Source organism: Marinobacter sp. ATCH36 (assembly GCF_023555055.1).
GTDB lineage: Bacteria > Pseudomonadota > Gammaproteobacteria > Pseudomonadales > Oleiphilaceae > Marinobacter.
On sequence record NZ_JAMJPL010000001.1, the window covers coordinates 1,091,694 to 1,117,737 of the forward strand.

Sequence of the window (26,044 nt, forward strand, 5' to 3'; positions counted from 1 at the left end):
ATAGCGCTTTTCGGAAGAGGGTGCGGCATCGAGCTCATTAAGCATAGTGGCCTCCTGTGCAGAGGATCTTCGGAATCGGGGCCGATCCTCTGATTATTATTGTGATGGTTTCATTACACGCCATCTGCGCCCCGGGTTGAATGCGACCATCGCACCAAAAAACAGGCACCAAAGTACTATTCTTGCGCGCCGGCGGGCTTCGTATTGTGGAGGAATGAACCTACAACCAATAACAACGTATGCTCTTGACCGCTTTTCTGCCAATGGCCAGCTGCCCTGGCAGGCAATAGCGGCCCTGTTACTTGCCTTTATCATGGCAGGGCTCACCCATGCCAGTGACCACGACTCGGAAACTCTGCCCGAAATATCCATCAGTGTTCTTCAGTTCGGCACCGCGCACTGGGAGCTGGACCACATACTGCATCGGCGGCTGGATCAGAAGCACGGCTATCGGCTGGATCTGAAGCTGGTCGCCAATCTCCCTGCTTCCCGTCTGGCCGTAACCAGTGGCTCGGTGAACGGCGCCGTGGCGGACCTGCTGTGGGCCCAGTCCCGGTTCCAGGTAGGGGCGCCCTATTTGTATGTGCCTTTCTCGTCCCAGATTGGCGATATTGTAGTGCCCGAGAGCTCTGATATTCGCACCGTGGCCGATCTTGCTGGCAAGCGCATTGGCGTTGCCGGTGGGCCGGATAGCAAAGGCTGGGTATTGCTGCAGAAAGTGGCCGGGGAACAAGGGCTGAACCTGAGCGAATCCGCCGAGGTCCAATTTGCGGCGCCGCCACTGCTGAGCCAGGCCCTGAAGCGGGGCCAGGTGGATGTGATCATTACCTACTGGCATTTTGCCGCCCGGCTGCGGGGTGAGGGTGGCTGGCGTTCAGCCTTTGGAATGGCCGACTTGCTGACGGCTATGGATCTGGACCGTAACCTGCCGGTTCTGGGGTATGTGTTCCCGACCGCCTGGGCAGAAAACCATGGTCCCTTAATCGAGAGGTTTGCCGACTCCCTGCATCAGGCGAAAACGGAACTGGCAGACAGTGAAGCCCATTGGCAGCGATTGCGACCTTTGATGGGCAACCCGGAAGACGGGGTGTTTCACGCACTGAGGGATGGTTTCGTAGCCGGCACACCTGCGCCACAAACCGATCAGCGGATTGCCGATCTGCACCGCTTGCTGGCGCTCACCGGTGCCGATTCCGACCAGCTAATGCCGGCGGAGCTGTTCTACCGGAGGCAGCCATGAGCAAACTCTCGGGTCGTCCTCCGGCCTGGAGCTATTGGGTTGTATTACCATCCTTCGTGCTGCTCTGGGGACTGATTGCCTGGCTGCTTGAGTCGCCGCTGTTACCGACGCCGCTGCACGTTCTCGATACGCTAATGCGGGAATCCGCATCCGGCGAACTCTGGCATCACCTGAGTGCTACCCTGGGGCGGGTCATCGTGGCCTTTACCCTGGCGATGCTTCTGGGTACCGCGATCGGCATCGTCATGGGCCGCTCAAAAACCACCAACGCCCTGTTTGATCCCATGCTGGTTCTGCTGCTTAACCTGCCGGCACTGGTGACCATCATCCTGATGTACGTGTGGTTCGGCCTGGTGGAAGTGGCGGCGGTGATGGCCGTGGTCATCAACAAGGTTCCCAATGTGGCGGTAACCGTTCGTGAAGGTGCAAAAAGCCTGGATCACCGTCTCGAGGAGATGGCCACCGTCTACGAATTCACCCGCTGGCAGCGATTCCGCGACGTCTGGGTGCCGCAACTGTTTCCTTACCTCATGGCGGCCACCCGGGGCGGACTGGCCCTGATCTGGAAAATCGTCCTGGTGGTGGAACTTCTGGGGCGCTCCAGCGGAGTTGGATTCCAACTGCATCTGTCCTTTCAGGTCTTTGACGTAGCCGCCATCCTCGCCTACAGCCTGGCGTTTATCGCGGTGGTCCAGCTCATTGAACTGGCCATTCTACAACCGCTTGAACGCCGCTCCAGCCGCTGGCGCCACCCGGAGGCCGCCCATGCTTGAACTGCAAATCGCCGGCCGCAGCTTCGGTCAGCCGGTGCTGGGGGAAATCTTCGCAACCATTGAGCGGGGTGACCGAATCTGCCTGCTGGGGCCTTCCGGCATCGGTAAAACCACGTTGCTGAATGTCATTGCCGGGCTGGATAAAACCATTCCTGCGGAAGCGATTATCGGCCGCGAGAAACTCCGAGTTGGTTATCTGTTTCAGGAGCACCGGTTGCTGCCCTGGCGGACTCTTAATGCCAATCTCCAGTTGGTTGGTGCGACGTCGCAGGAAGCGGAGGATCATCTTGCCAATGTGGGTCTGAAGGGATACGGCCACTATCTGCCGGACCAGCTTTCGCTGGGCATGGCCAGGCGGGCAGCTCTGGCCCGCTGCCTTGCGGTGAGGCCTGACCTGTTGTTACTGGATGAGCCGTTTGCATCACTGGATCCGGTGATGGCGGGTGAGCTGAAAATATTGATTGCCGGGATTATGGATGTCAATCCGGGTATGGCAATGATTTGTGTGACTCACGATGGGGGTGACGCGGAGATTCTGGCGAATCGTTTGTGGTATCTCGATGGTAAGCCGGCGCGATTGCAGTGGGATGACAGGATTGGTAGTGAGCCGGGGCTAATTGATGGTCTGTTGGGAAGGCTTCGTCGGCTGGATCTTGCGGGTTCCTGAGGGTCTGTCGGATTACGCTTCGCTAATCCGTACCTACGCCGACCTACCTAAGAGAGGCTAGCACGAGGTTCGGGTGGGTTGTGGGGGAGAGGCTTCCAAAACTGTGCGGAGCCATGGATGGCGGAGCTCAAGCCGAACAGGACGTCTTGAGGCGTGTTTTGGAAGCCTCTCCCCCACAGCCCACTATCACCGGATCAAGCAGGCGTAGAGGTCCCAAGTATCTTGGTCCGCTGAGGTCTGAATCCGGCGGTCGCGAGTAGGGATAAAATGACAGTCACGGTAGCGGTTATGCCAAAGGCCATTGGGTTCCACTCCAGGTACAGTGAGAAGCGGATGGCCTCCACCGCGTGGGTGAATGGATTGAACTGGCAGATCCAATACAACCAGGGGCTGGCTTCATTCATCCGCCAGAGCGGATACAAGGCCGAAGACATAAAGAACATCGGGAAAATGACGAAATTCATTACCCCGGCAAAGTTCTCCAGCTGTTTGATCCAGGTTGCGATCAGCAGGCCCAGTGCACCAAGCATCAGGCTGGTCAGGATAAGGGCGGGAAGTACCGCCAGGTATCCCCATAATGGCGGTTCCACATCCACCAGTAAGGCCAGCAGCAGAAAGACATACACCTGCCCAACGGACACCACCCCCATGGCCAGCAATTTCGTCACCAGCAGGAAAGGCCGTGGCAGGGGACTCATCAGCAGCACCCGCATACTGCCCAGCTCCCGGTCATAAACCATGGACAGCGCACCCTGCATGCTGTTGAACAGAATGATCATGCCGCAGAGCCCCGGGGCGATGTAGGTCTCGTAGGTGATGTAGGTCTGGTAGGGCGGAATGATGGAAATGCCCAGCACTGCCCGGAAACCGGCGGCGAACACCACCAACCACAGCAGCGGTCGCACCAGGGCGCTGGCAAAGCGGGTGCGTTGTTGCCAGAAACGCAGCCATTCCCGGGTCTGGATGCCGACAAAGCAATGCCAATAGTGCGCGGCTTTCATGATTATCCGGCTCCCGTGAGCGTGTGGAAGGTTTCCGCCAGGTCGCGGGTGCCCTCGGCTTCGCAGATATCATGGCCCGCGCCGTCGGCCAGCAGCTTGCCCTCATGCAGGATCAGCACCCGGTCTTCCGGGCGAACCTCTTCGATCAGGTGCGTTGCCCAGAGCACGGTCAGGCCATCGGCGTCACAGAGCATGCGCACGTGATCGCTCAACCCCCGGCGGCTGGCCACATCCAGCCCGACCGTGGGCTCGTCCAGCAGCAACAGGGAAGGTTCATGGAGCAGGGCGCGGGCTATCTCCACCCGCCGGCGATGACCACCATTGAGCTTTCGCACCGGTTCGTTAGCTCTCTCCAACAGCGCGAAGCGTTCCAGCTCCCGGTCGCCCCGGGTGCGGGCCTGCTTCCGTGAGAGGCCATGAAGTGCGGCGTGATAGAGCAGGTTCTGGCGCACCGTCAGGTCCAGGTCCAGAGCGTTCTGCTGGAACACCACGCCAATCTTGCGCATGGCCTCTGCCGGCTGCTTTTTCAGGGATTGCCCGGCCATCAGGATATCGCCCTGCTGCAGCGCGAGCAGTCGGGTTAACAGACCGAACAGTGTGGACTTACCAGCGCCGTTCGGCCCCAACAGAGCATGAAAACCGCCGGAGGTCAGCGCGAAGCTGACCTCCTTGAGCACCGGCTTGTCGCCGTAGCGAAAGCTCAGGTTACGGGCCTCAATAGTCATGAAGTGGGATCAATGACCACACCCCAGGGGAAGCGGCCCACCTTGATGGACTTGATGACCTTCAGCGCCTCCACATCAATCACCGAAACGTCACTGGAAACACCATTGGTGGTGTAGAGGAACTTCTCATCCTTATCAAGATCCAGTTGCCACACCCGCGCACCGACCAACAGGTAATCGAGTACTTCGTAGGTCTGGGCATCCACCACCGCAACATGATTGGAGGGGCCCAGGGCCACGAAAGCGTACTTGCCGTCAGAGGTAAGCTCGATACCGACCGGCTGGACGCGATCCTGGGGCACGCCTTTGATCTTGAAGTCGATCTGTCTGATTTCTTCAATGGTGTCCACGTTGAAGATGTGTACGGTGCCGCCGATCTCTGCTGAGGCCCAGGCAATCTTGCTGTCTTTGGTGAACTCTACGTGCCGCGGGCGCTGACCCACGACGGTGTTCTTCTCGATCTCGAAGGTCTCGGTGTTGATCCAGTGCAGCATGCTGGAGGTTTCGCTGGTGTTCACCGCCCATTTGCCGTCCGGGCTGACCGCCATGCCCTCGGGTTCCACGCCCACGTCAATCTGTGCCAGCACATCCTTGGTTTCCACGTCCACCACGGTCACGATGGCATCGTCTTCGTTAGCGATATACAGGTGGCGGTTATTGGGGTGAAGAGCAAACTGCTCAGGGTCCTCTCCGGAGGGCAAGGTGTCGATGATCTTGCGGGTCGCCAGGTCCAGTACCTGGACGGTGTCGTCATCACTGGCACAGATATAGAGCTTGGTGTAGTCCTTGGACAACAGAATACCCCTGGGCCGCGCGCCCACATCAATGGTATCCACCACCTCATTGGTTTCCGTATCGATGACCGAAAGGGTGTTGTCCTTCTCGTTGGACACGTAGGCCAGGCTCGCCAACGCTGGACCGGATAGGCTGATGGCTGCTGCCAAAGATGCAATTTTGAAAAAATTCTTCATGGTTAGAGTTCCTTTTTGTTCTTCAGTGGGGTCAATGTATCTGGCAATCACTTTCCGGCTTGTCGTAGCCCAGGGTGTCCAGTTCGGTCTCCGGATGCAGAAAGCCTTCCAGAGGCGGTGTAGCGACCAGGCCCCGCGGATGAACCAGCGGGATCGGCTGGCGAAGCTGTCCGTTCCAGGGTCGGTAGGTCAGTTTGCGGCCCTTGAAGGCGGCGAGCTGGAAATTATCGGAAAACAGGTACTCACGAATGCTTGAACGGCCTGCTTCACTGAGCCCGGTTACGGTCGTGCCGATGGAGCGAATGGCGGCCCAGGCGGCATAGTCTTCGCTGTTCATTTCACGCCCGGAGAGCTCGCGGAAGCGGTTCTGCAACTGCGCCGCACCCCAGGCTTCCACCACCCGGTGCCAGGCTTCCGGCCCCATGCCCTGGGTGCCTACAACCGGTCGTGGCAGCCAAGTGTTGAACGGCACGTATTCCCCGAAGTCGCCCCGTACGTCCGCCACTACCACGGCATCGTAATCGCTGGCCTGGGTGAAAACCGGCAGTTCCCTGGAAGCTGTGCGGCGCAGATCGGAATCGAAGGTCCAGGGTTTGTCAGCGACAATCTCCAGGCCGAAACGCTTGCTGGCGCGACGGAAAGCATCCGCCCAGGCTTTGTCCTCTTCGGTGGGGCCGGTAATCAGGAAGACCTCCTTCCAGCGGCGCATATTCAGCCACTGGGCAAGGGCGTCGGTCAGCATGGCGTAGGAGGGGATTGTATGCAGAGTGTTGGGCTGGCATTCGCGGATGCGCAGGTCATCGTCAGAGGCACCGGCATTGAACAGTAGCGCCTTGTCTCCCGCCCGCTTCGCCATCGCTCGCAAGGTATCCGCAGGAACGCGGGTTACCAGCAGCTCAATGCCGTTTTCCAACATGTCATCAAGGGTAGCCATGGCATCGTCTGCATCATTGGCCATGACGGACTCGAGGGTATAAGTCTGATCGAGAAACTTGCCGGTGGCGTTGTTATCGGCAATACCCAGCTCAGCTCCACGCAGTCCGGCATCTTCCGGATCTGGTGTTACGTTGGAGAGCACCGGGCCCTGATCGGGCACCCACTGGATATAGCCGATGGTTACGCCAAGAGCCGCTGCGGAAGCCGGCACCAGCAGCCAGCCACAGAACACTGACGCAATCAGCAGCTTGCCTTTGATCTCCATAAAGCCGTCCTCTCACTGGTATTTGTTGTTCTTGAACTCAGCTTAGAGAACCTGGAAAGCCGCTGAAATATTCAGAAAGTAGGAAACTGCCGGTACTAAAGAACTATTCCACGGAGTTTTCGCACCGTTAGCATGAAGTGACGGCTATTTTCTGCAGGCAGACGGGGTACCAACCATGAAGGCATACAGCCGGGTGGCGTTGTTAATGCTGGCAGTCTTTGCCCTGATATACGGCGTGGGGGCTTATTTCTATCTGCAGCAGGCGCGGCTGGATGTGGCTCGCGAACTGGATGGGATATCAACCCTGGCGAGCATGATTGGAACGCCGGAAGAGCTAGGTCCGGAGCGGGCTGCGGGTATAAGGCATTTGCGACCATTATCTGATGAGAGGTTGGCCGCCGATGGCGGCAATGTCCCGCTCTGGTTTGTCAGGGCCCTCTGGGCTGATCAGGCAAGCGGGCTCCCGATAACGGGTAGCTGGCAGGTTGACCCGTACGACGAGATAGAAGAAATCTGGGAAAACTTTGTTCTCGTTTCACTGGCTTTCGGTATCGGTATGATGCTGTGTTTTTCGATGCTGTTCTTCGCAATTCGCCGACTGACAGCGCCACTGCGGCGAATCGGAAAGGCCATGGACAACATAGGAGAAGGGGAGCCCTCACCACGCCTGCCACCGCAGCCGATCACCGAGCTTGACCAGCTGGCGGGCCGATTCAACGCCATGGCGGATGCGTTGGACATTGAGCAGAAAACGGTTGCCAGACTGCTGAGCGAGCTTATTGAGCTTCAGGATCGTGAGCGAGCCCACATTGCACGGGTGCTTCACGATGATCTTGGCCAGTATATTACCGGCATTCGTGCTCAGGCCCGCGGCTGGCTCTATGATCCGGAACTGAATGAACGTCAGAAAGATCAGGCTAAAGAACTGGCCGAACACTGTGAGACCGTGCAGCAGCATTTTCGTCACCTGTTGCAGGACCTGCATCCGCTGGTCATGGAGCAGCTCGGGCTGGGCTCGGCCATCCATCATCTGGTGGAACAGTGGCAGCAGCTCAGCGGTCTGACCTGTGAGCTTATGGTTGATGAGCGCCTGCCGGAACTCACCGGTGATAAACAGACTCACCTGTACCGGTTTGTTCAGGAGGCTCTGAATAATGTTTCAAGACATGCCGCCGCAACCAGGGCCATATTGGGTGTGACGGCGAAGTCGCGGGTACTGCGGGTTGAGATTCGTGACGATGGCATTGGTACCAATAACTTATCGGTCAAGGCAGGCCTCGGGCTCCGATCCATGTGCGAAAGGGCCCGAAGCCTGGGCGGTAAAACCGAATTCTTCAGCCGGTCAGGCCAGGGCACCAGGGTTTCTTTAACCATTCCCTTGAGCTGACAATTCAAACCCCGGAGAAACGCCGATGAAGTTGATCATTGTTGACGACCACAGAGTGGTAAGGCGGGGAATCTCCAGTCTGCTGCGGAGCATGATGCCCGGCCTGGAGATAGTCGAGGTTGAAACCGGACAGGCCGCTATCAACGCCTGGGGCGAGCACCGCCCGGATCTGATGTTGCTGGATATGGGATTGCCGGATATCTCAGGGCTTGAAGTGGCGCGGCGGATTCGCCAGCGCTGGCGGGGCGCCGGTATTCTGTTCTTTACCATGCACGATGAATTGCCGATGGTGAGGCAGGCGCTGGATGTGGGTGGATTGGGTTTTGTTTCCAAAAGTTGCGCCCCGGAAGAGCTGATGGAAGCGGTAAAGCGTGTGGCATCGGGCCAACCTTATATTGAACACCCCATCGCAACACGGTTGGCGATGAATCAGGAGCGGGCAGCGGATCACCGATTAAAAGACATGACCCAGCGGGAAATGGAAGTATTGCTCATGTATGCTCGCGGTGAAAGCGTTCCGGCTATTGCTGAACGCCTTTGTGTTAGTAACAAGACCGTCTCGAACCATCTGGCGATACTGAAAAGCAAGCTGGAGGTCTCATCCTCTGTCGAGTTGATCCACCTGGCAGTGGATGCGGGCCTTGTTCGCTATGGCCAGCTTGAGGAAGCAAGGCGGGTCTGAGCCCGCCTCGGATCACCAGTCAAAGGGACACGCAGTGCAGCCTTCCATATAGGTTCCTTCGAAGGTCGCGTAATGGATGCGCGTGCCGGTCAGATCCGCGTTTGCCAGATTGGCCAGCCCCATTTTGGCTTCCTGAAGATTCGCCCCCGTCATGTTGGCTCCCTCCAGGTTCGCCTTCGGCAACCAGGAAATCTCAAAACTGCTGTAGGGCATGTTGACGTTTTTCAGTGTTGCCCCGGAAAACCGCGAAAAATCGAAGTTGGCACCAGTCAGATCAGCCCCCGTGAAGTCAGCACCCTGGGCAAACAGATATTCTCCCTGCATTCCCTGCAGCCGGGCGTTTCTCAGGGTGGCGCCCCTCATGCTTGCCCGGTAGACCTGAAGGCGGAAGCCGGTGACGTCGTCGAGGTTTGCTCCGTCTAGGTTGGCATCTCTAAGGCTGGTATGGCTAAGGTTGGCTCCGGACAGGTTGGCGCCGCGGAAGTTGGCGGAGCGCAGATTCATATTCGACAAGTCGGCTCCCCGGAGGTCGGCACCGGCGCAGCTGGTTTCCCGCTCCAGTTTGCAGCCATTGACTACGGGGGGCTGATCCAGGTTGGCCATGTAATCGCCAGCCAGAACCGGTGTGAAGAACGCTAAGAGCGAGGCGGTAACAAGATGTCCCATGATTTGACTCCAGAACGAGAGGCGAAAGAGGGGCCCGGCGAAGCGCCAGGCCCAAGTCGGAGGACAGTTAGCGGGAAGCCTGTGCCCAGGAAGGCATCTTGAAGACCCAGAATGAACCGCCCTGTGAGATGGGCTTGGTCAGTTCGGCCATATCACCACCCCAGAGCGGAACAGCGCCGCCGTAACCTGAGGCAACACCAATGTACTGTTCGCCGTCCATTTCCCAGGTGATCGGCGATGAAATGATTCCAGAGCCAGTCTGGAATTTCCAAAGCTCTTCACCGGTTTCGGAATTGAAGGCTTTGAGGTAGCCATCACCAGTGCCGGTGAAGACCAGGCCCCCTTTGGTAGTAAGAACGCCGGCCCACAGCGGCATTTTTTCCTTGTGTTCCCATTCAACCTCACCGGTCAACGGATTCATGGCCCGCAAAATACCAACATGGTCGTCATACATGCGTTTGATGCGGAAGCCCTGGCCAAGATAAGCGGCGCCTTTCTTGTAGGTGACTTCCTCTGTCCAGTAGTCCTCTTTCCAGTGGTTGGCCGGCACGTAAAACAGACCGGTATCCTGGCTGTAAGCCATCGGGTTCCAGTTCTTACCGCCAAGGAAGGGCGGAGAGACCTCAATGGACTCGCCGCGAGTTTCACCCTCGGCGATGGGAGGTGGCCGCTGACCCTCGGGCTCGACCGGGCGACCGTCCTCGCCAATTCGTTCTGCCCAGGTGATGTTGTCCACGAAGGGAAAGGCGTTTATGAATTGGCCATCTTCGCGATTGACCAAATAGAAGAAGCCGTTACGGTCGGCGTGAGCCGTTGCCTTCACAGTCTCTCCATTTTCCTCGTACTCAAACAGCACCAGTTCATTGTTGCCCGAGAAATCCCAGGCGTCGTTCGGTGTATGCTGATAGAACCACTTTACCTCACCAGTGGTCGGGTCAACGCCTACCTGGCCGGAGGTGTAGAGGTTATCGTAGTCTGCTGGGTCGCCGCCGGGTGCTGTCCGCTTCCAGGTGTTCCAGGGGGCCGGATTGCCAGCGCCGATAATAATCGTGTTGGTTTCCGCGTCAAAGCTGGCGCTTTGCCAGGGGGCGCCACCGCCATGGCTCCAGGCTTCCACCTTGCCGGTCTCGGTGTTGGGATCATCCGGCCAGCTGGGCGCACGGGGGTCGCCGGTGGGGGTGCTCTTTTCACCGTTCAGGCGGCCATAGTGGCCTTCAACGAACGGGCGCATCCAGACTTCTTCCCCGGTATCCGGATCGCGGGCAAACAGCTTGCCTACCACGCCAAACTCGTCGCCGGAGGAACCATGAATCAGAAGAACCTTGCCGGTGTTCTGATCTTTGACCAGGGTTGGGGCACCCGTCATCGTGTAACCGGCTTGGTGATCGCCGAATTTCTCCCGCCAGACCACTTCCCCGGTGTCCTTGTCCAGCGCAACGATGCCGGCATCCAGGGTGCCAAAGAAAACCTTGTCGCCGAAGATAGCAGCACCACGGTTGACCACGTCACAGCAGGGGCGGATGCCCTCTGGCAGGCGATGGTTGTATTCCCAGAGACGTTCACCGGATTTGGCATCGAGTGCCCAAATTCGGGAATAAGAACCGGTCACGTAAATGACGCCGTCATGAACCAGCGCCTGGGACTCCTGCCCCCTCTGCTTCTCATCGCCGAAAGAAAAGGACCAGGCCGGAACGAGCCGCTCTACGTTTTCGCGATTGACTGTTGTCATCGGGCTGTAGCGTTGCGCCTTGGGTCCGATGCCATAACCGAGAACATCACCGGTAGTCTCGGCGTCATTTGCGATGTCATTCCAGGTCACGTCTCTTGCCTGGGCCTGAAGGGCGAAGCCGCTGGCACTGCCTAGTGCCAGCGTCAAGCCAATGGCTCTTGCGATAGCCGATTTGTGATATGTGTGTTTCATGAAGATTTCCCCTTGGTTTTTGTTGTCATTCACGCGTTTGTATCGCGTCGACATGCCAAGTTTTAGTCCGCTACGAACATGAAAGCGACGGAAAAAACCATAAAAATGTCGGGAAAAATTCGATAAAAAGCGGGAAAAATTCCCGCATGCTCGGTGTTTGATTGAAATGAAGCCATTTTTTTATGTTGGATTTGGAGCCTCATGCTTTGGCGCCAGTTCTGCACGCCTACTACCAAGGAACTAGAGCGAAGGCGCCAAAGTGGCATTCTGATCGCCATGGCGTGTTCCTAAACTTGAATCAGGTAGCTGGCAATGCATTCACAACAAACAGCCAGCGCACGGGGATTCAATATAGAGGTAACACAACATGTCAGTTTCTTTGTCCTTAAAGGCTATTGTCGCTGCGGGTTTACTTACCGCAGCCGGTCTTGCCATGTCTCATGGAGACGTCACGCCCCAGGAAGTGGATACCGGGGATCTGCCCGATCTTGGCAAGGAAGCACTGATGGAAAATCCGTTCCGGAAGGGGAGCGAGCACGGCGACAAGCATGATGAGGCCGTCAAGGTTGGCAAGAGCGGTTACGCCGGCAACTGCGCTGTCTGCCATGGCATTGAAGCCATGTCTGGTGGACTGACCCCCGACCTGCGAGAGCTGTCGGAGTGGGACGATGAATATTTCATCGGTCGTGTCATGAACGGTACAGGGCGGGGCATGCCGTCGTTCAAGGATAACCTTGACCAAACCGCCATCTGGGCGATCAAGACTTACATCGAGTCAGTCCCCCAGCCCGAATAAGAGGAAGCATAGTGCATTTTAACGGCTGGAATTTCCGGGAGATGATTTTATGAAGTCAGCTTTTCATGCCTTGATGCTGGTTTTGGTGCTCTTGAGCATCAGCCAGGTGCAGGCGCAGCAATCCCGCAGCCTGATTCCTGACCGTACTCTGGATATCGTGCAGGATTCCGGCTATCTGAACGTCGGTATGTACAAGGATTTCCCACCTTACTCCTATGAGGTGGAGGGCGAGGCCAGGGGAGTGGATGCAGACCTCGGCCGCCGCATTGCCGAGGGCCTTGGGGTTGAATTCCGGCCCTACTGGATCATCCCCGATGAAAACCTGGGTGACGATCTGCGCAACCACATATGGAAAGGGCACTACCTGGCGAAGACCCGCATCGCTGACATCATGATGCGGGTGCCTTATGACAGCACCTTCAAATACATGCGCGATTCCACGGGCGAAATGATCAACGAGCAGGTGGTTTTCTTCGGCCCATACCAGCAGGAACGGTGGCAGATTGCCTTCGACACGAACCGGCTGGACGGTTTGGAAACCGTTGCTGTTTTTCAGTACCACCCCATTGGTGTGGAGGTCGACACCCTTCCTGCTACCTACCTCACGTCGGCGTTTGGTGGGCGCTTGCGAAACCAGGTCAAGCATTACAGGAACGTTGGCGAAGCATTCGTGGCGATGGAACAGGATGAGGTCGCTGGCGTTATGGGTATGCGTGCGGAGATTGAACACCAATTGGCTGCACATGCAGGCAATGGCTTCACCAAGGCGGGGAATGGCTTCCCGGGAATGACGAAACAGGTCTGGGATGTGGGCCTGGCGGTTCGTCATACCCACAGAGCTCTCGGATATGCCATCGCAGCGATAGTTGATGGCATGGTCAGATCCGGGGAAATGGCGGAGCTTTATGCCGGCCACGGACTTTCCTACAACCGTCCTGGATATTACGACGAAATTCTGGGCTCCGGGGCGACCGGAGAATAGCTCGTCGTTTCCTCTTCAGCCCGCCATGCGCGGGCTTTTTCATGAGGGTCTTACTACCAAGTGATGAGAAAACCTGTTCTGGCGGTTAATTGTTGCGATTGCGGGTGAAGCCAAGAATGTGGGTTAGAGGCGGGAATAATTCCCGGTTCGCTGCATACACTGACAACAAGAGAATTGGAGAGCGCAACCATGAGATCGAATTCGTTCGGTAAACAGTTTGCCGCCAGTGCCCTGGCGCTGGCTGTATCCCTGGGGGCCCACGCGGTCACCGATGAAGACATCCTGAATGACCATAATACGGTTGATGACATCGTAAGCTACGGTATGGGCGTTCAGGGCCAGCGTTTCAGCCCGATGACGGCCCTTAATACGGACAACGTAAAGTATCTGCAGCCGGCGTGGGCGTTCTCGTTTGGTGGTGAGAAACAGCGGGGGCAGGAATCCCAGCCAATGATCAAGGATGGCGTTATGTACGTGACGGCGTCCTATTCACGCGCTTATGCGATTGATGCGCGTACAGGGGAGGAAATCTGGCAGTACGATGCCCGTCTTCCGGATGGCATTATGCCGTGTTGCGACGTGGTTAACCGTGGAGGGGCTCTTTACGACGACCTGTTCATTTTCGGTACTCTCGACGCCAAACTGGTCGCCCTGAATAAAGACACTGGCAAGGTGGTGTGGATCAAGAAAGTCGCCGATTACCAGGCCGGTTATTCAATGACGGCGGCCCCGCTGATTGTCAAGGGCAAGCTGATCACTGGCGTTTCCGGAGGTGAGTTTGGCATTGTCGGCAAGGTTGAAGCCCGCGACCCGAACACCGGTGATCTGCTGTGGGTTCGTCCGACGGTGGAAGGCCACATGGGTTATGTCTACAAGGATGGCAAGGAAATTGAAAACGGTATTTCCGGTGGCGAAGCAGGCAAGACCTGGCCCGGCGACATGTGGAAGACAGGCGGTGCGGCCCCTTGGCTGGGAGGTACTTACGACCCGGATACCGACTCGCTATTCTTCGGCACTGGTAACCCCGCCCCCTGGAACTCGCACCTGCGCCCGGGGGACAACCTGTTCTCATCCTCACGCGTAGCGATTGACCCGGAAGATGGCAGCATCAAATGGCATTTCCAGACCACGCCTAACGATGGCTGGGATTACGACGGTGTGAACGAGCTGATTTCCTTCGATTATGAGGAAAACGGCAAAACCGTCAAGGCGGCTGCTACAGCGGATCGTAACGGTTTCTTCTACGTTCTGAACCGCGAGAATGGCGACTTTATTCGCGGCTTCCCGTTCGTGGACAAGATCACCTGGGCCGAAGGCCTGAACGAGGATGGAAGCCCCATCTACAACACCGAGAACGGTCGTCCGGGCAACCCGGCTGATATGGATGGCGAGAAGGGTGAAACCGTTGTCGCCTTCCCGGCGTTTCTTGGCGGTAAAAACTGGATGCCCATGGCTTACAGCCAGGACACCGGCCTGTTCTATGTTCCTTCCAACGAATGGTCCATGGATATCTGGAACGAGCCGGTTTCCTACAAGAAGGGCGCCGCCTATCTGGGTGCGGGCTTTACCATCAAACCTGCAAACGATGACTTTATCGGTGTTCTGCGCGCGGTTGATCCGAAAACCGGTGAGGAAGTCTGGCGCTACAATAACCCGGCTCCACTTTGGGGTGGTGTATTGGCAACCGCGGGCAATCTGGTCTTTACCGGCACGCCTGAAGGCTACCTGAAAGCGTTCGACGCCAAGACCGGCGAGGAACTCTACAAGTTCAATACCGGTACCGGCGTCGTCGGCACCCCCGTAACCTGGGAAATGGACGGCGAGCAGTACGTGTCCATCTCCACTGGCTGGGGCGGTGCGGTGCCTCTCTGGGGTGGCGAAGTGGCCGCGGTGGTCAAGGACTTCAACCAGGGTGGCACGGTCTGGACTTTCAAGCTGCCGAGTGATCGGGTTGCGAGCAACTGATCCAGCGTTACGCCTGATGTTATATCGGTGTTCAGGGGCTGCCTTCGGGTAGCCCCTTTTTATTGCAACACCGCAGGGCCCACTCAGGCTGCCTGATGGCGGGCTGTCTGAGCAACCGAGTCGTTGATGTCCTCTAACAGTTTGCTGTCGGCCTGGCCAATCGGCAGGTCGTAGGTGATGGTTGCGCCGAATGCTTCGGGGTCGTGGGGATCGCGGCGAACCTTGTCAAAGACCAGTAGCCGTGTACCCAGATAGAAGCCTTCCTTCAGATCGTGGGTCACCATGAAAATAGTGGTGCCGGTTTCCTGCCACAGCTTCAGCAGCAAATCGTGCATGTCTTTGCGAATCCCCGGGTCCAGAGCGCCAAAGGGCTCGTCCAGCAGTAACACGCGCGGGCGCATGATCAGGGACTGGGCTATAGCGAGGCGCTGCTGCATGCCACCGGAGAGTTCGTGTGGCCACTTGGTGGCGGACGCCTCCAGGCCAACCGACGTCAGCATCGCATCCACTTTCTCCAAAGCTTTTCGCCGGGCAGTGCCAAACAGTTTGCCAAGCCAGGGCCTCTGCTCCAGCTCCAGGCTCATCAGGACATTCTGGCGCACGGTCAGGTGCGGGAACACCGAATAGCGCTGGAACACAATCCCACGGTTTCTATCAGGTTCTCCCGGAAACGGCTCGCCTTCGAGCAGCAGCTCACCACGGCTCGGCGTTTCCTGACCCAGCAGCATTTTCAGGAAGGTGGACTTGCCGCAGCCTGACGCGCCAACCAGGGTGCAAAATTCACCCTGTTTCACGCTCAGGTTCAGGTTCTCCAGCACCACCAGGTCGCCATACTCTTTCCAGAGATTATTTACGGTAATGAAGCTCATCAGTGGCCTCCTGCGTTGTACCACGGGAACAGCCTGCGGTTGGCAAAACGCAGACACTGGTCGATAACAATGGCGAGAATGGTGATCCAGATGACATATGGCAGGATCACATCCATGGCGAGATAGCGCCGCACCAGGAAAATGCGATAGCCAAGGCCCTCGGTGGAGGCAATGGCTTCCGCTGCAATCAGGAATAGCCAGGCCGGACCCAGGCTCAGGCGTACCGCATCGATCAGACGGGGCAGAACCTGGGGCAGCACCATGCGGGTAATTACCTGCCAGGAGTTGGCACCCAGGGTCTGAATCTTGATCAGTTGCTCGCCTGGTAGCTCACGGACACGCTGGGCTACGTCCCGCATCATGATGGGCGCCGTCCCGATGACAATCAGCATGACTTTCGAGAGTTCACCCAGGCCGAATACGATAAACAGGATCGGCAGTATGGCCAGGGGTGGCACCATGGAAAGCGCTGATACCAGCGGTGCCAGGTTGGCCCTTATCAGCGGCAGGGCGCCATTGAGGATGCCCACTATCAGGCCCAGGAAGGCGGCGATACCAACGCCAATCGCCAGGCGTTGCAGGCTGGCGGTGGTGTCCTGCCACATCAGATAGTCGCCGCTGCGCCGGTCTTCCTGAAAGGCCATGCGGTCCACTGCCGCTGTCATCTGTTCCAGGCCGGGTAGCAGTTTGTCGTTGGGGTTCGCAGCCAGTCGCTCCTGGGAGGCAAGGCTGTAGATCAGCATGATCAACAGGAAGGGCAGCAGGCCAAGCAGGATAGCCGAAACACGCCCGGGATGGCGGTTGATCAGTCGCATAGGTTCTCTCCTCTGGTCACACAACACGGCAAGGCCATCGCGGGCAACAGCGTCCCTTGCGATTCAGTCTCCCGGGCTTTTGTCCCGCCGTGTAACCTCCCAGAGGTCGGTAACTCTCGGACCAGCCATTCGGTCTGCTGTTGCAGATTCTTCCGAACCGGAACCCTAGTCACCCATTGTATTCTTTGTGTTCTCCGCATGGTTTGCGGTGTTGTTGTGAACGGATCGGGGTTGTTAAAACCGTCTGCCCAGAACAGTGCAGATGGCGTGCCAGATTGATGAAACCGGTGAAATCGCTGCAAACCGCCAATGCCAGGCCCGAATGGGTGCACTGTTGTGGTGCCGGGACTTTTCGGGTGCACCGTCATGACCCGCCATAAGCCAGCAGCGATTGGGCGGCCTCGAGAATCCGGCGGTGACTCTGCAGCTCCCGGCCGGCGCCACCGGCAATATGGCCCCATTCCGAGGAAAGGGCGACAAGGCCGGCCCCGGGCATTTGCCGTGCGTCTTCAGAGGCATCTTCCACGGTGAAGTAGAGGTCTGTTGTGCTGGGCATGAGTCGTGTGGGCATGGTTAGTTGCGCCAGGGCCTTGCCGTAGTCGCCCCGGAATACCGGGTTGTTGCTTATATCGCCCTGCTGCCAGGTATCCAGAACGGCAAGCAGGTTGTTGGCGTCCTGGCCCAGGTGGTCCTCTTCCCAGAACGTTAGCAGTGCCTCGATGCAGTCGAATCCCAGCTCCCGCCAACGCTCATGGCGAAAAAACGCCTGGGAATAGGCCCAGCCGGCGTACACGCGACCAAAGGCCCTGAGCCCCCGCTGTGGTGGTTTCTGGTAGTGGCCGGCCTGATAATCGGCGTCACAGGTCAATGCGGCTTTCACGCCCTCCAGAAATACCCGGTTGTGGGGATAGCAGCGCGCGGTGCAACAGCTGGCCAACACCGCCCGAACGTGATCCGGAAACAGGCAGCCCCACTGTAATGCCTGCATACCGCCCATGGACCAGCCCATCACCAGGGCGATGCTGGCACCTCCGAAAACCTCATCCACCAGCCGCTTCTGCAGCATGACATTGTCGTAGAGGCTGACTGCGGGGAAATCCGGGCCGGCCTGTTGCCCGGGGGTATTTGAAGGCGATGAGGATTCCCCGGCGCCGAGCATGGAGGGAATAACGATGCAGTACCTATCAGGGTCGAGAGGGCTGTCGCTGCCAACCCACGGGTGGTTGCCGGCTGCTGCACCACCATAGTACGTGGGCAGCAGAATCAGGTTGTCTTTTGGTGCGTTAAGTTCTCCGACCTGGTGGTAGTGCAGGCGTGCTGAGTCCAGGGTTTTACCGCTGGAAAGGGTAAGGTCCCCGGCCTCAAAATCATCTTCAAGCCACTGCTGTACCGTCATTTTCAGCATCTCCCGCCGGTTTGCTGTCAGGTTATGTACCTGCCTTTCCGGCAACTATATATACACACTGGCATGTATGTTGAATACCAGAGCTCTAGAAAGAAACGTGCCAGAAAAGAGGACTCAAGATGACTGACCTGACCAACACCCAGGCCCTGAAACAAAAGCTTGCAGATGCCGGCGTCAAGTACGCCATCGCCAGCTATGTGGATATCCACGGCATCAGCAAAGGTAAATTTGTCCCTGTCGCTCACCTCGGCCAGATGATGGAAGGCTCCGAGCTCTACACCGGCGCCGCCCTGGACGGTGTGCCGCAGGACATCTCCGACGACGAAGTGGCTGCCATGCCGGATGCGGATGGCCTGGCTATCTGCCCATGGAACCGGCAGCTGGCCTGGTTTCCCGGTAACCTGTATCTCAATGGGGCGCCGTTCGAAGCCTGCTCGCGCAATATTTTCCGTCGCCAGCTGGATGCCGCTGCAGACATGGGTTATCGCTTCAACCTGGGGATCGAAACCGAGTTTTTCCTGTTCAGGGAAACCGAAGACGGTGGCTTCGCCCCGCTGAGTGACCGCGATACTCTGGGTAAACCCTGCTACGACCCCCGCACGCTGATGGACAATTTGCCGATTGTGGACGAGCTGGTAGACGCCATGAACGAGCTGGGCTGGGATGTTTATTCCTTTGACCACGAAGATGCCAACGGCCAGTTTGAAACCGACTTCAAATACGCCGATGGCCTTACCATGGCAGACCGCCTGGTGTTCTTCCGCATGATGGCCAATGAGATCGCCCGCAAGCACGGTGCCTTCGCCAGCTTCATGCCCAAACCCTTTGCTGACCGCACCGGCAGTGGCGCGCACTACAATATGTCCCTGGCAGACATTAAAACCGGCAAGAACCTGTTTGAGCCCAACGGCGATGACCTGCATAACTGCGGCATCAGCAAGATTGCCTATCACTTCACCGCTGGCGTGCTGAAACACGGCGCTGCCATCAGTGCGGTGATCGCTCCCACGGTGAACAGCTACAAGCGTCTGGTGCGCCAGGGCAGCATGTCCGGTTCCACCTGGGCGCCGGTGTTCATGTGCTATGGCTCCAACAACCGCACCAACATGATCCGCATTCCCAGCATGGGCGGTCGCATTGAATGCCGCGCGGCGGATATTGCATGCAATCCCTATCTGGGCAGTGCACTGATCCTGGCTGCCGGCCTGGAAGGCATTCGCGAGGGTCTGGATGCCGGCGAGCCGCATCACGAGAACATGTACAACTACAGCGACGCAGAGATCGCCGAACGGGGCATCGAGTACCTGCCTCGTAACCTGGGCGAGGCGGTGGAAGCTTTCGAGGCTGACCCGCTGGCCAAAGAGGTGTTCGGTGAGGCCATGTTCAACAGCTTTATCGATTACAAGAAAGGAGAGTGGGAGAGCTACCAGAACCACGTGTCTGAATGGGAAGTGGAGCGGTATCTGAAGATGTTCTAACGTCGGAGTTTGGCTCTAACCGCGCTGTCGGGTGGGGCTGTCCTCAGGGGCACGCTGTTAATACGTCCGTGTACGCTTGACGAAAACCTGCAAGCAGGTCCAGTCAGCAATCACAGATTGCTGCCGTTCGTCTGTCGCATGAAGCTTCGCTTCATAAACGCTCGGCCTCACCCATGTTTTCGACATCCCCTGAAAGGGCTCCCACCCGCCAGCGCTAATGCGGAGTTGCCTACAACTGTGACGGGCATTGTTCTTCGCTATTTCTTTCCGAGCAATGCCCAGAACTGTCTCTGGAAAAAGGGCGCTTCCCGCTTCAGCGAAAACAGTTTGGGCGCAAACAACCACGTCTGAGTAATGCCCATGAGATAGGTATAGCTCAACAGACCCAGGTCTTTGGGGGCTTCTTCCGTGGTGATTGAACCATGCTCTACCGCCTGCCCCACCAGATCCCGGAACAACCCGATAATAGACTTCGTTAGCGCCCGCTCCCGTTTGAGCGTGCGGCTCATGGCATCCGTTAGCTCGGTCTTGTTCAACAGAATCTCGAACGACTGCCGGTATTGCCTGTTATTGGCCAGCAGCCCCAGCCACTGCTCAATAAACCGGTCCATCGCCTCAACCGGCGTCTCACGCATAGCGTCGCACTCGGCAACCAGCACTTCGAGGGGTTCCTGGGAATAGGCGAGCACCGCTTCGTATAAATCGTCCTTGTTCTGGAAATGCCAGTAAATCGGCCCACGGCTGCAACCCGCTTCTTTGGCAATACGGCTCAGGGTAGTGAGGGAATAGCCATCCCGACTGAACAATGTTAACGCGGCTTCGAGAACCATCTGGCGGGTTTTCTCAGCATCTTCCTTGGTACGACGCATGAATCTTTTAGTCTCCAGTTAACTGTGCGGCTCGGGGTTGGTGTGGGGAGGCCTTTCCAAAACTGTACGGAGCCATGGATGGCGGAGTCCAAGCGTCACATGGATGTGCCGAAGGAGCGTGTTTTGGAAAGGCCTCCCCACACCAACCTACTCCAAAGCCAACAAAAAAGGGCACGAGTATCGTGCCCTTCGGTAACTAATCAGGCAAGCAAAGAGATCATCAGATCTCGTCGTCAGCCGCCATCTGCATAAAGCTGTCGTTAAACCGCAGCTTCACATTGCTTGAGTCGCCCATGATGGAACCATCCGGGAACTCAATGCCCACAAAATCCGGACTCATGGCACCCTGGCCCAGCAGGCCCTTGTCGAAGGAGAACTGACGAACGCTGTCCATGGCCTCCCGGGCCTCGTCGCTGCGGATAAACTCCACCGAATTTTCCGGCTTCCAGAACATCTTCATGCCAGCCAGCTGCGCTTCATAACCGGCCTGGTCAGTACCGGAGATTTCACCGAGAAATGCGCGAGCCTCGTCGCCCTCTTCAGAGTCGGACGCGAGAATGCTCATGGTTTCATACCAGGCACCAACAAGAGCCTTGCCCAGTTTCGGGTTGTCTTCCAGCGTTTCGGTGTTTACCAGCGTCAGATCCTTGATGTGGCCCGGAATCTGGCTGGAATCGAACAGCGGCGTTGCGCCCGGATAATTGGCGACTTCGGTCAGCAGCGGGTTCCAGGTGGCCACATGGCGCACATCGTCGGTCTGGAAGGCGGCGATCAGATCCGCGTCGGAGATATTCATTACATCCAGATCCTGCTCGGACAAGCCGACACTTTCCAACGCCCGGGCCAGCAGATAATGGGACACCGACAGCTCCACCAGATGCACGGTCTCGCCTTCCAGTTCCTCAATGGATGTCGCGTCCTTGGACACCAGGCCGTCGTTGGCGTTGGAGTAGTCGCCGACAATCAGCGCCGTGGTGTCCAGGCCGGACGCGGCGGGAATCGACAAGCCATCCATGCTGGTAGCTACCACGCCATCGAACTGACCGGCGGTGTACTGGTTGATGGATTCGATGTAGTCGTTCACCTGCACGATATCGACTTCGATATCGTACTTGTCGGCCCACTTCTTCATGATTCCGTAGTCTTCGGCGTACTGCCAGGGAACCCAGCCCGCGTAGATGGTCCAGGCGATGCTGAAGGAATCCTTTTCCTCGGCGAGGGCGCCCATGGAAATGGAGGCCGTTAACAGCCCGGCCGCCAGGCGTTTGCTCAAGTCAGATGTTTTCATGGTGTCTCTCCTCGGGCCTTGCCCGTGTTTACAGGTTTGGTCTTTTTTCAGGTTGTGATGGTTGTTGGCACTACTCGTTATTCTCTTCGACGATCACCACCGGCGTGCCGGGTGATACCGCCTGACCCGCTTCGCGGCGCACGTCTACCACGCGACCGGAGACCGGGCTCAACAATTCGATCTCCATCTTCATGGACTCAATCACCGCCACCGGTCGCTGCGCCTCGATGGTGTCGCCGGGGCTGACCAGGCATTCCCACAGATTGCCGGCCACATGGCTTTCCACAGCGTGCTGGCCGGCGGGCAGGTTGGTGATGTCATCCTCACCGGTGTCTTCCATGGGCGCTTCGGAGCTGAAATTGATCTGGCCGGATTCGATCCAGCGCTGCAGTTCTTCGTCGAAGGCCTGTTTGCGCTTGCCGGTGAAGGTCTGGATCTCGTCATCGTTATCCGCCAGAAACTGCTCGTAGTCCTTGAGGTTGAAGCGGGTTTCCTCGATACGGATCGGGTAGTCGCCGTTGGGGAAGTCCCGGCGGATCTGTTGTAACTCTTCGGCGCTGACCTCGTAGAAACGCACCTGGTCGAAGAACCTCAGCAGCCAGGGTTTGCCGGGCTCGAAATAGTCGGTGGTGCGGTAACGGTTCCACATCTGCAGGGTGCGGCCGACAAACTGGTAGCCACCGGGGCCTTCCATGCCGTAGATGCACAGGTAGGCGCCGCCGATGCCCACGGAGTTTTCCGCCGTCCAGGTGCGGGCCGGGTTGTATTTGGTGGTGACCAGGCGATGGCGCGGGTCCAGCGGCGTGGCAACTGGTGCGCCCAGGTAGACATCCCCCAGGCCCATCACCAGGTAGCTCGCTTCGAACACAGTCTTTTTCACTTCATCGATGCTGCCCAGCCCGTTAATACGGCGGATAAACTCCAGGTTGCTCGGACACCAGGGCGCATCTTTACGCACCGACTGCATGTACTTGGCAATGGCGGTCTGGCAGGCCTCGTCGTCCCAGGACAGGGGCAGGTGCACGATGCGCGCGGGGACGTCCCATTCCGGCTGTTTTTCCAGTTCCTTTTCGGCGCTGATTAGCAGATTCAGCAGCGTGCGCTGGTTCAGCTTCTGGCTGTCGTAGTGCACCTGCAGGGAGCGGATGCCCGGTGTCAGTTCCAGGATGGCGTGGTGGTTCTGCTCCCGTAACCACAGCATCAGCGCATGGGCCCGGAAGCGCAGGCGGATATCCAGTTCCATGGGGCCGTATTCCACCAGCACGTAGTTGTCGCCGGCGGCCCGATAAACCACACCGGTTTCATGGTCGTCGGTGCTCAACGCATCGAGAATCGGGGTTTCCGGTTTGATGGGGGTGATATGGGCGGTGGCGGCGGTCAGCGTGGCCACGGATTCGTCCAGGGCTTCCCGCAGCGCAACGGCCTGGTTCTGACAGACCGCTACGAATTGCACCTTGTCGCCGGCCTTGAGCTGACCCAGTTTCCAGAGGTCGGCGCTGATCACCGTCACCGGGCACACGAAGCCACCCAGGCTCGGGCCGTCGGGGCCGAGAATCACCGGCATATCGCCGGTGAAATCTACAGTGCCTACCGCGTAGGCATTGTCGTGGATGTTGGAGGGGTGCATGCCGGCCTCGCCGCCATCGCTGCGGGCCCATTCCGGTTTCGGGCCAATCAGGCGAACGCCGGTGCGGCTGGAGTTGTAGTGGATTTCCCATTCACTGGCAAAGAAGGTGTCGATGTCCTGGCCGGTGAAGTAGTCGGGCGCTCCATGGGGGCCGTAGGTCACATGCAGTTTCCAGGACTTGCGGATCGATGGTTTCAGCTCGTTGGGCAGTCTGGTGGCAGTGACGGGCCTGGCGTCATTCAAGGCCAGCACATCGCCGGCCCGCAGGGCCCGTCCACAGTGGCCACCAAACTGCCCAAGCGTGAATGTGGAGCAGGACGTCAGGTATTGCGGGCAATCAAGGCCGCCCCGGAACAGTACATGGGCACGGGCGCCGCCTTCGGTGGTGGCACCCAGCTTCAGAATCGCGCCGGCGGGTACGTCAATCACCTGCCAGAAGGCCACTGGCTCGTCATTCAGGGTGGCGTCCAGGCTGGCGCCAGTCAGGACAATCTGGGTGGCCCGGTTGAAACTGAGCACCGGTCCTTTGAGGGTAATTTCCAGCCCGGGCGCACCCTCCGGATTGCCCAGCAAGCGATTCCCCAGGCGGAAGGAATAACTGTCGAACGGACCGGAGGGGGGCACACCGATTTCCCAGTAACCGATGCGGCCCGGGTAGTCCTGAATCGTGGTCAGGGTGCCACCGCTGAGGACGTCTACGGTCGCGGGTCGGTAATCAAATTCGTTCAGGGTGCGGGTGAACAGCCGACTTTCTACAAAGCGCGGGTCATCCAGAACCTGGCGGACGTATTTCAGATTCGTTTCGATGCCGTAGAGCTGGCTGTCGTCCAGGGCACTGATCAAGCGCTGGCGAGCCGTTTCCCGATCCGGCTCGTGCACAATCACCTTGGCCAGCATGGGATCGAAAAGGGGCGAGACTTCAGTCCCCGGCTGAATCCAGGTGTCTATGCGCAGGTCGTCGTCATCCGGCCAGGCCACGTTGGTTAGCAACCCGGCGCCGGGTTGGAAATCCTTGTTGGGATCTTCGGCATAGATCCGGGCCTGAATGGCGTGGCCGGAAGGCCTGAGCTTGCCTTCCAGCTCTGCCAGATCCGCCAGGGTGCCGGCGCCCAGTTCCACCATCCAGCGCACCAGGTCGACGCTGTATACCTGCTCGGTCACGCCGTGCTCTACCTGTAAGCGGGTGTTCACTTCCAGGAAGTAGAATTCAGTAGTGTCCGGGTCGTAGATGAACTCCACGGTACCGGCACTGCGGTAGTCAATGCTTTCCCCAAGCTGGCGAGCAGTGGCGTGCATGCGGGTGCGGACATCGTCGGTCAGCCCCGGCGCCGGTGCTTCCTCGATCACCTTCTGGTTGCGGCGCTGGGCGGAGCAGTCACGCTCACCCAGGGCCAGAACCTGACCGGCACCGTCGCCAAACAGCTGCACTTCGATGTGGCGGGCATGCTCCACGAATTTTTCCAGGAACACGCCGCTGTTGCTGAAGTTGTTCTGGCTCAGGCGCTGGACCGATTCGAAGCTTTTGCTCAGATCCCCGGCGCTGTAACAGCGGGACATGCCAATGCCGCCGCCACCGGCGGTGCTTTTCAGCATCACCGGGTAGCCGATGGTGTCGGCGGCTTTCAGGGCTTCGTCCAGGTCGGTCAGCAGGCCAGTACCGGGTAACAGCGGCACGCCAGCTTCCTCGGCCAGGGCCCGGGCGGTGTGCTTGAGACCGAATTGCTCCATCTGTTCCGGCGTTGGGCCAAGGAATACAACACCCTCAGCGTCGCAACGACGGGCAAAGTCGGCATTCTCACTGAGAAAACCATAGCCGGGATGGATCGCACCGGCACCACTCTTGCGGATCACCTCGAACAACTTGTCCTGTTCCAGATAGGTCGCGGCCGCCGAACCTTCGCCCAGCGAATACGCCTCGTCCGCTTGGCGCACATGCAGGGAATCTGCGTCCGCTTCGTTATAGACCACCACCGAGGTAATGCCCATGGCCCGCAGGGTACGGATCACCCGGCAGGCGATGGCGCCGCGGTTGGCAATCAGAACTTTGTCGGGGTTATTGAGGGCGCCGTTCAGCTCCATACCAGCACCTCGATCGGTGTCGGGTTCCAGCCGTTGCAGGGGTTGTTCAGCTGCGGGCAGTTGGAAATCATTACCAGCACGTCCATTGCCGCTTTCAGTTCCACGTACTTGCCAGCGTCGGAAATGCCGTCTTCAAAGGTCAGGCCCCCGTCGGCGGTCACCGGTACGTTCATGAAGAAGTTGATGTTGTGGGTGATGTCCCGCTTGGTCATTCCCAGCTCTTCGTGCTCGGTAACGGCCACCAGCCAGCTGTCGCGGCAGGCGTGCATGCACTTTTTCTCCAGGGCATAACGGGTGGTGTTGCTCTCTGCCGCGCAGGCGCCGCCCAGGGTGTCGTGGCGGCCGCAGGTGTCGGCGGTAATCTCCAGCATCACGTTGTTTTCCGAAGACATCAGCTTAGAGCCGGCGGTCAGATACACATTGCCCTGCTCGCGGATGGTGTCCACGGCGCTGTAACGCTCGGTGGGGTTGTGGGCGTTATAGAACAGGGTGTCGGCGGCCTGGTTGCCCTCCAGGTCGAGAATGCGGACGGTCTCGCCGGCCTTCACCACTTTGAGGAAATACTCGCCCGCCGGCACGGTTTCACGAAAGGCGGCGTTGTCGGGTGTCAGTGCACTTTGTTTAATCATTTCCGGCC

22 protein-coding genes and 1 riboswitch are annotated in these 26,044 nt (G+C 58.3%); of the genes, 9 read left to right on the forward strand and 13 right to left on the reverse strand.

Annotated elements, in window-relative coordinates:
* Window positions 1-214: 214 nt before the first annotated feature.
* Genes M8010_RS04890 through M8010_RS04900 form a run of 3 tightly spaced genes read left to right on the forward strand, consistent with a single transcriptional unit; the run spans window position 215 to window position 2,680 of the window.
* Complete coding sequence (locus M8010_RS04890) at window positions 215-1,240, forward strand: ABC transporter substrate-binding protein (RefSeq protein ID WP_502846190.1); 1,026 nt, start codon at window positions 215-217, stop codon at window positions 1,238-1,240.
* Window positions 1,237-2,013, forward strand: coding sequence for an ABC transporter permease (locus M8010_RS04895; RefSeq protein ID WP_250089325.1), 777 nt, complete (start codon window positions 1,237-1,239; stop codon window positions 2,011-2,013). The genes M8010_RS04890 and M8010_RS04895 overlap by 4 nt, the downstream gene beginning before the upstream one ends.
* The gene (locus tag M8010_RS04900; RefSeq protein ID WP_250089327.1) at window positions 2,006-2,680 is read left to right on the forward strand and encodes an ATP-binding cassette domain-containing protein; all 675 of its coding nucleotides are present in this window, start codon (window positions 2,006-2,008) and stop codon (window positions 2,678-2,680) included. Before M8010_RS04895 ends, M8010_RS04900 begins: the two co-directional genes overlap by 8 nt.
* A gap of 194 nt (window positions 2,681-2,874) precedes the next feature.
* Here M8010_RS04900 and M8010_RS04905 read toward each other — a convergent pair whose 3' ends face one another.
* Genes M8010_RS04905 through M8010_RS04920 form a run of 4 tightly spaced genes read right to left on the reverse strand, consistent with a single transcriptional unit; the run spans window position 2,875 to window position 6,578 of the window.
* Window positions 2,875-3,681, reverse strand: coding sequence for a lanthanide ABC transporter permease protein PedC (locus M8010_RS04905; protein WP_250089331.1), 807 nt, complete (start codon window positions 3,679-3,681; stop codon window positions 2,875-2,877).
* Window positions 3,682-3,683: 2 nt separating this feature from the next.
* Window positions 3,684-4,406: a lanthanide ABC transporter ATP-binding protein PedB/LutE gene (locus M8010_RS04910; protein WP_250089332.1), complete on the reverse strand. Its 723-nt coding sequence runs from the start codon at window positions 4,404-4,406 to the stop codon at window positions 3,684-3,686.
* Window positions 4,403-5,377, reverse strand: coding sequence for a YVTN family beta-propeller repeat protein (locus M8010_RS04915; protein ID WP_250089333.1), 975 nt, complete (start codon window positions 5,375-5,377; stop codon window positions 4,403-4,405). Before M8010_RS04915 ends, M8010_RS04910 begins: the two co-directional genes overlap by 4 nt.
* 31 nt (window positions 5,378-5,408) lie before the next feature.
* Entirely contained in the window at window positions 5,409-6,578 is a 1,170-nt protein-coding gene (locus M8010_RS04920; RefSeq protein WP_250089335.1) for a lanthanide ABC transporter ABC transporter substrate-binding protein PedA1, read from the reverse strand.
* 175 nt (window positions 6,579-6,753) lie between these two features.
* On the opposite strand from M8010_RS04920, the gene M8010_RS04925 reads away from it, so the two are divergent.
* Together M8010_RS04925 and M8010_RS04930 are read left to right on the forward strand one after the other, a co-directional pair.
* Window positions 6,754-7,965, forward strand: a complete 1,212-nt coding sequence (locus M8010_RS04925; RefSeq protein WP_250089337.1) for a sensor histidine kinase — start codon at window positions 6,754-6,756, stop codon at window positions 7,963-7,965.
* A 25-nt stretch (window positions 7,966-7,990) separates the two neighbouring features.
* The gene (locus M8010_RS04930; RefSeq protein ID WP_250089338.1) at window positions 7,991-8,647 is read left to right on the forward strand and encodes a response regulator; all 657 of its coding nucleotides are present in this window, start codon (window positions 7,991-7,993) and stop codon (window positions 8,645-8,647) included.
* 12 nt (window positions 8,648-8,659) lie between these two features.
* On the opposite strand, the gene M8010_RS04935 is transcribed toward M8010_RS04930, so the two are convergent.
* Window positions 8,660-9,313, reverse strand: coding sequence for a pentapeptide repeat-containing protein (locus tag M8010_RS04935; protein ID WP_250089339.1), 654 nt, complete (start codon window positions 9,311-9,313; stop codon window positions 8,660-8,662).
* Window positions 9,314-9,380: 67 nt separating this feature from the next.
* Window positions 9,381-11,234 carry a methanol/ethanol family PQQ-dependent dehydrogenase gene (locus M8010_RS04940; RefSeq protein ID WP_250089340.1) on the reverse strand — a complete coding sequence of 618 codons (1,854 nt, stop codon included), beginning with the start codon at window positions 11,232-11,234 and terminating at the stop codon, window positions 9,381-9,383.
* 367 nt (window positions 11,235-11,601) lie between these two features.
* Here M8010_RS04940 and pedF point away from each other — a divergent pair, with 367 nt between their 5' ends.
* The 3 genes from pedF to M8010_RS04955 all read left to right on the forward strand — a co-directional run bounded on the left by pedF (window position 11,602) and on the right by M8010_RS04955 (window position 14,977).
* The gene (pedF, locus tag M8010_RS04945) at window positions 11,602-12,030 is read left to right on the forward strand and encodes a cytochrome c-550 PedF (RefSeq protein WP_250089341.1); all 429 of its coding nucleotides are present in this window, start codon (window positions 11,602-11,604) and stop codon (window positions 12,028-12,030) included.
* Window positions 12,031-12,079: 49 nt separating this feature from the next.
* Window positions 12,080-13,012 carry a transporter substrate-binding domain-containing protein gene (locus M8010_RS04950; RefSeq protein ID WP_250089342.1) on the forward strand — a complete coding sequence of 311 codons (933 nt, stop codon included), beginning with the start codon at window positions 12,080-12,082 and terminating at the stop codon, window positions 13,010-13,012.
* A gap of 189 nt (window positions 13,013-13,201) precedes the next feature.
* Window positions 13,202-14,977, forward strand: coding sequence for a PQQ-dependent methanol/ethanol family dehydrogenase (locus M8010_RS04955; RefSeq protein ID WP_250089343.1), 1,776 nt, complete (start codon window positions 13,202-13,204; stop codon window positions 14,975-14,977).
* Window positions 14,978-15,060: 83 nt separating this feature from the next.
* On the opposite strand, the gene M8010_RS04960 is transcribed toward M8010_RS04955, so the two are convergent.
* From M8010_RS04960 to M8010_RS04970, 3 genes are all read right to left on the reverse strand, one after another.
* Window positions 15,061-15,846 (reverse strand): ABC transporter ATP-binding protein, encoded by a 786-nt coding sequence (locus M8010_RS04960; RefSeq protein ID WP_250089344.1) that lies wholly within the window; start codon window positions 15,844-15,846, stop codon window positions 15,061-15,063.
* Window positions 15,846-16,661: an ABC transporter permease gene (locus M8010_RS04965; protein ID WP_250089345.1), complete on the reverse strand. Its 816-nt coding sequence runs from the start codon at window positions 16,659-16,661 to the stop codon at window positions 15,846-15,848. The genes M8010_RS04960 and M8010_RS04965 overlap by 1 nt, the downstream gene beginning before the upstream one ends.
* Before the next feature lie 66 nt (window positions 16,662-16,727).
* Window positions 16,728-16,841: riboswitch (guanidine-I (ykkC/yxkD leader) on the reverse strand.
* Window positions 16,842-17,025: 184 nt separating this feature from the next.
* A complete protein-coding gene (locus tag M8010_RS04970) occupies window positions 17,026-18,057 on the reverse strand; it encodes an alpha/beta fold hydrolase (protein ID WP_250089346.1) in 1,032 nt (343 codons plus the stop codon).
* A gap of 128 nt (window positions 18,058-18,185) precedes the next feature.
* Here M8010_RS04970 and glnT point away from each other — a divergent pair, with 128 nt between their 5' ends.
* Entirely contained in the window at window positions 18,186-19,544 is a 1,359-nt protein-coding gene (glnT, locus tag M8010_RS04975; protein ID WP_250089347.1) for a type III glutamate--ammonia ligase, read from the forward strand.
* Between the two features lie 257 nt (window positions 19,545-19,801).
* Here the strand turns inward: glnT and M8010_RS04980 are convergent, their stop codons facing one another.
* The 4 genes from M8010_RS04980 to M8010_RS04995 form a co-directional block, all read right to left on the reverse strand.
* Window positions 19,802-20,413 carry a TetR family transcriptional regulator gene (locus tag M8010_RS04980; protein WP_250089348.1) on the reverse strand — a complete coding sequence of 204 codons (612 nt, stop codon included), beginning with the start codon at window positions 20,411-20,413 and terminating at the stop codon, window positions 19,802-19,804.
* Between the two features lie 220 nt (window positions 20,414-20,633).
* Window positions 20,634-21,701, reverse strand: a complete 1,068-nt coding sequence (locus tag M8010_RS04985) for a putative urea ABC transporter substrate-binding protein (protein WP_250089349.1) — start codon at window positions 21,699-21,701, stop codon at window positions 20,634-20,636.
* Window positions 21,702-21,771: 70 nt separating this feature from the next.
* Window positions 21,772-25,407: an urea carboxylase gene (gene uca, locus M8010_RS04990; RefSeq protein ID WP_250089350.1), complete on the reverse strand. Its 3,636-nt coding sequence runs from the start codon at window positions 25,405-25,407 to the stop codon at window positions 21,772-21,774.
* The gene (locus M8010_RS04995; RefSeq protein WP_250089351.1) at window positions 25,398-26,036 is read right to left on the reverse strand and encodes an urea amidolyase associated protein UAAP2; all 639 of its coding nucleotides are present in this window, start codon (window positions 26,034-26,036) and stop codon (window positions 25,398-25,400) included. The genes uca and M8010_RS04995 overlap by 10 nt, the downstream gene beginning before the upstream one ends.
* Between the last annotated feature and the right edge of the window lie 8 nt (window positions 26,037-26,044).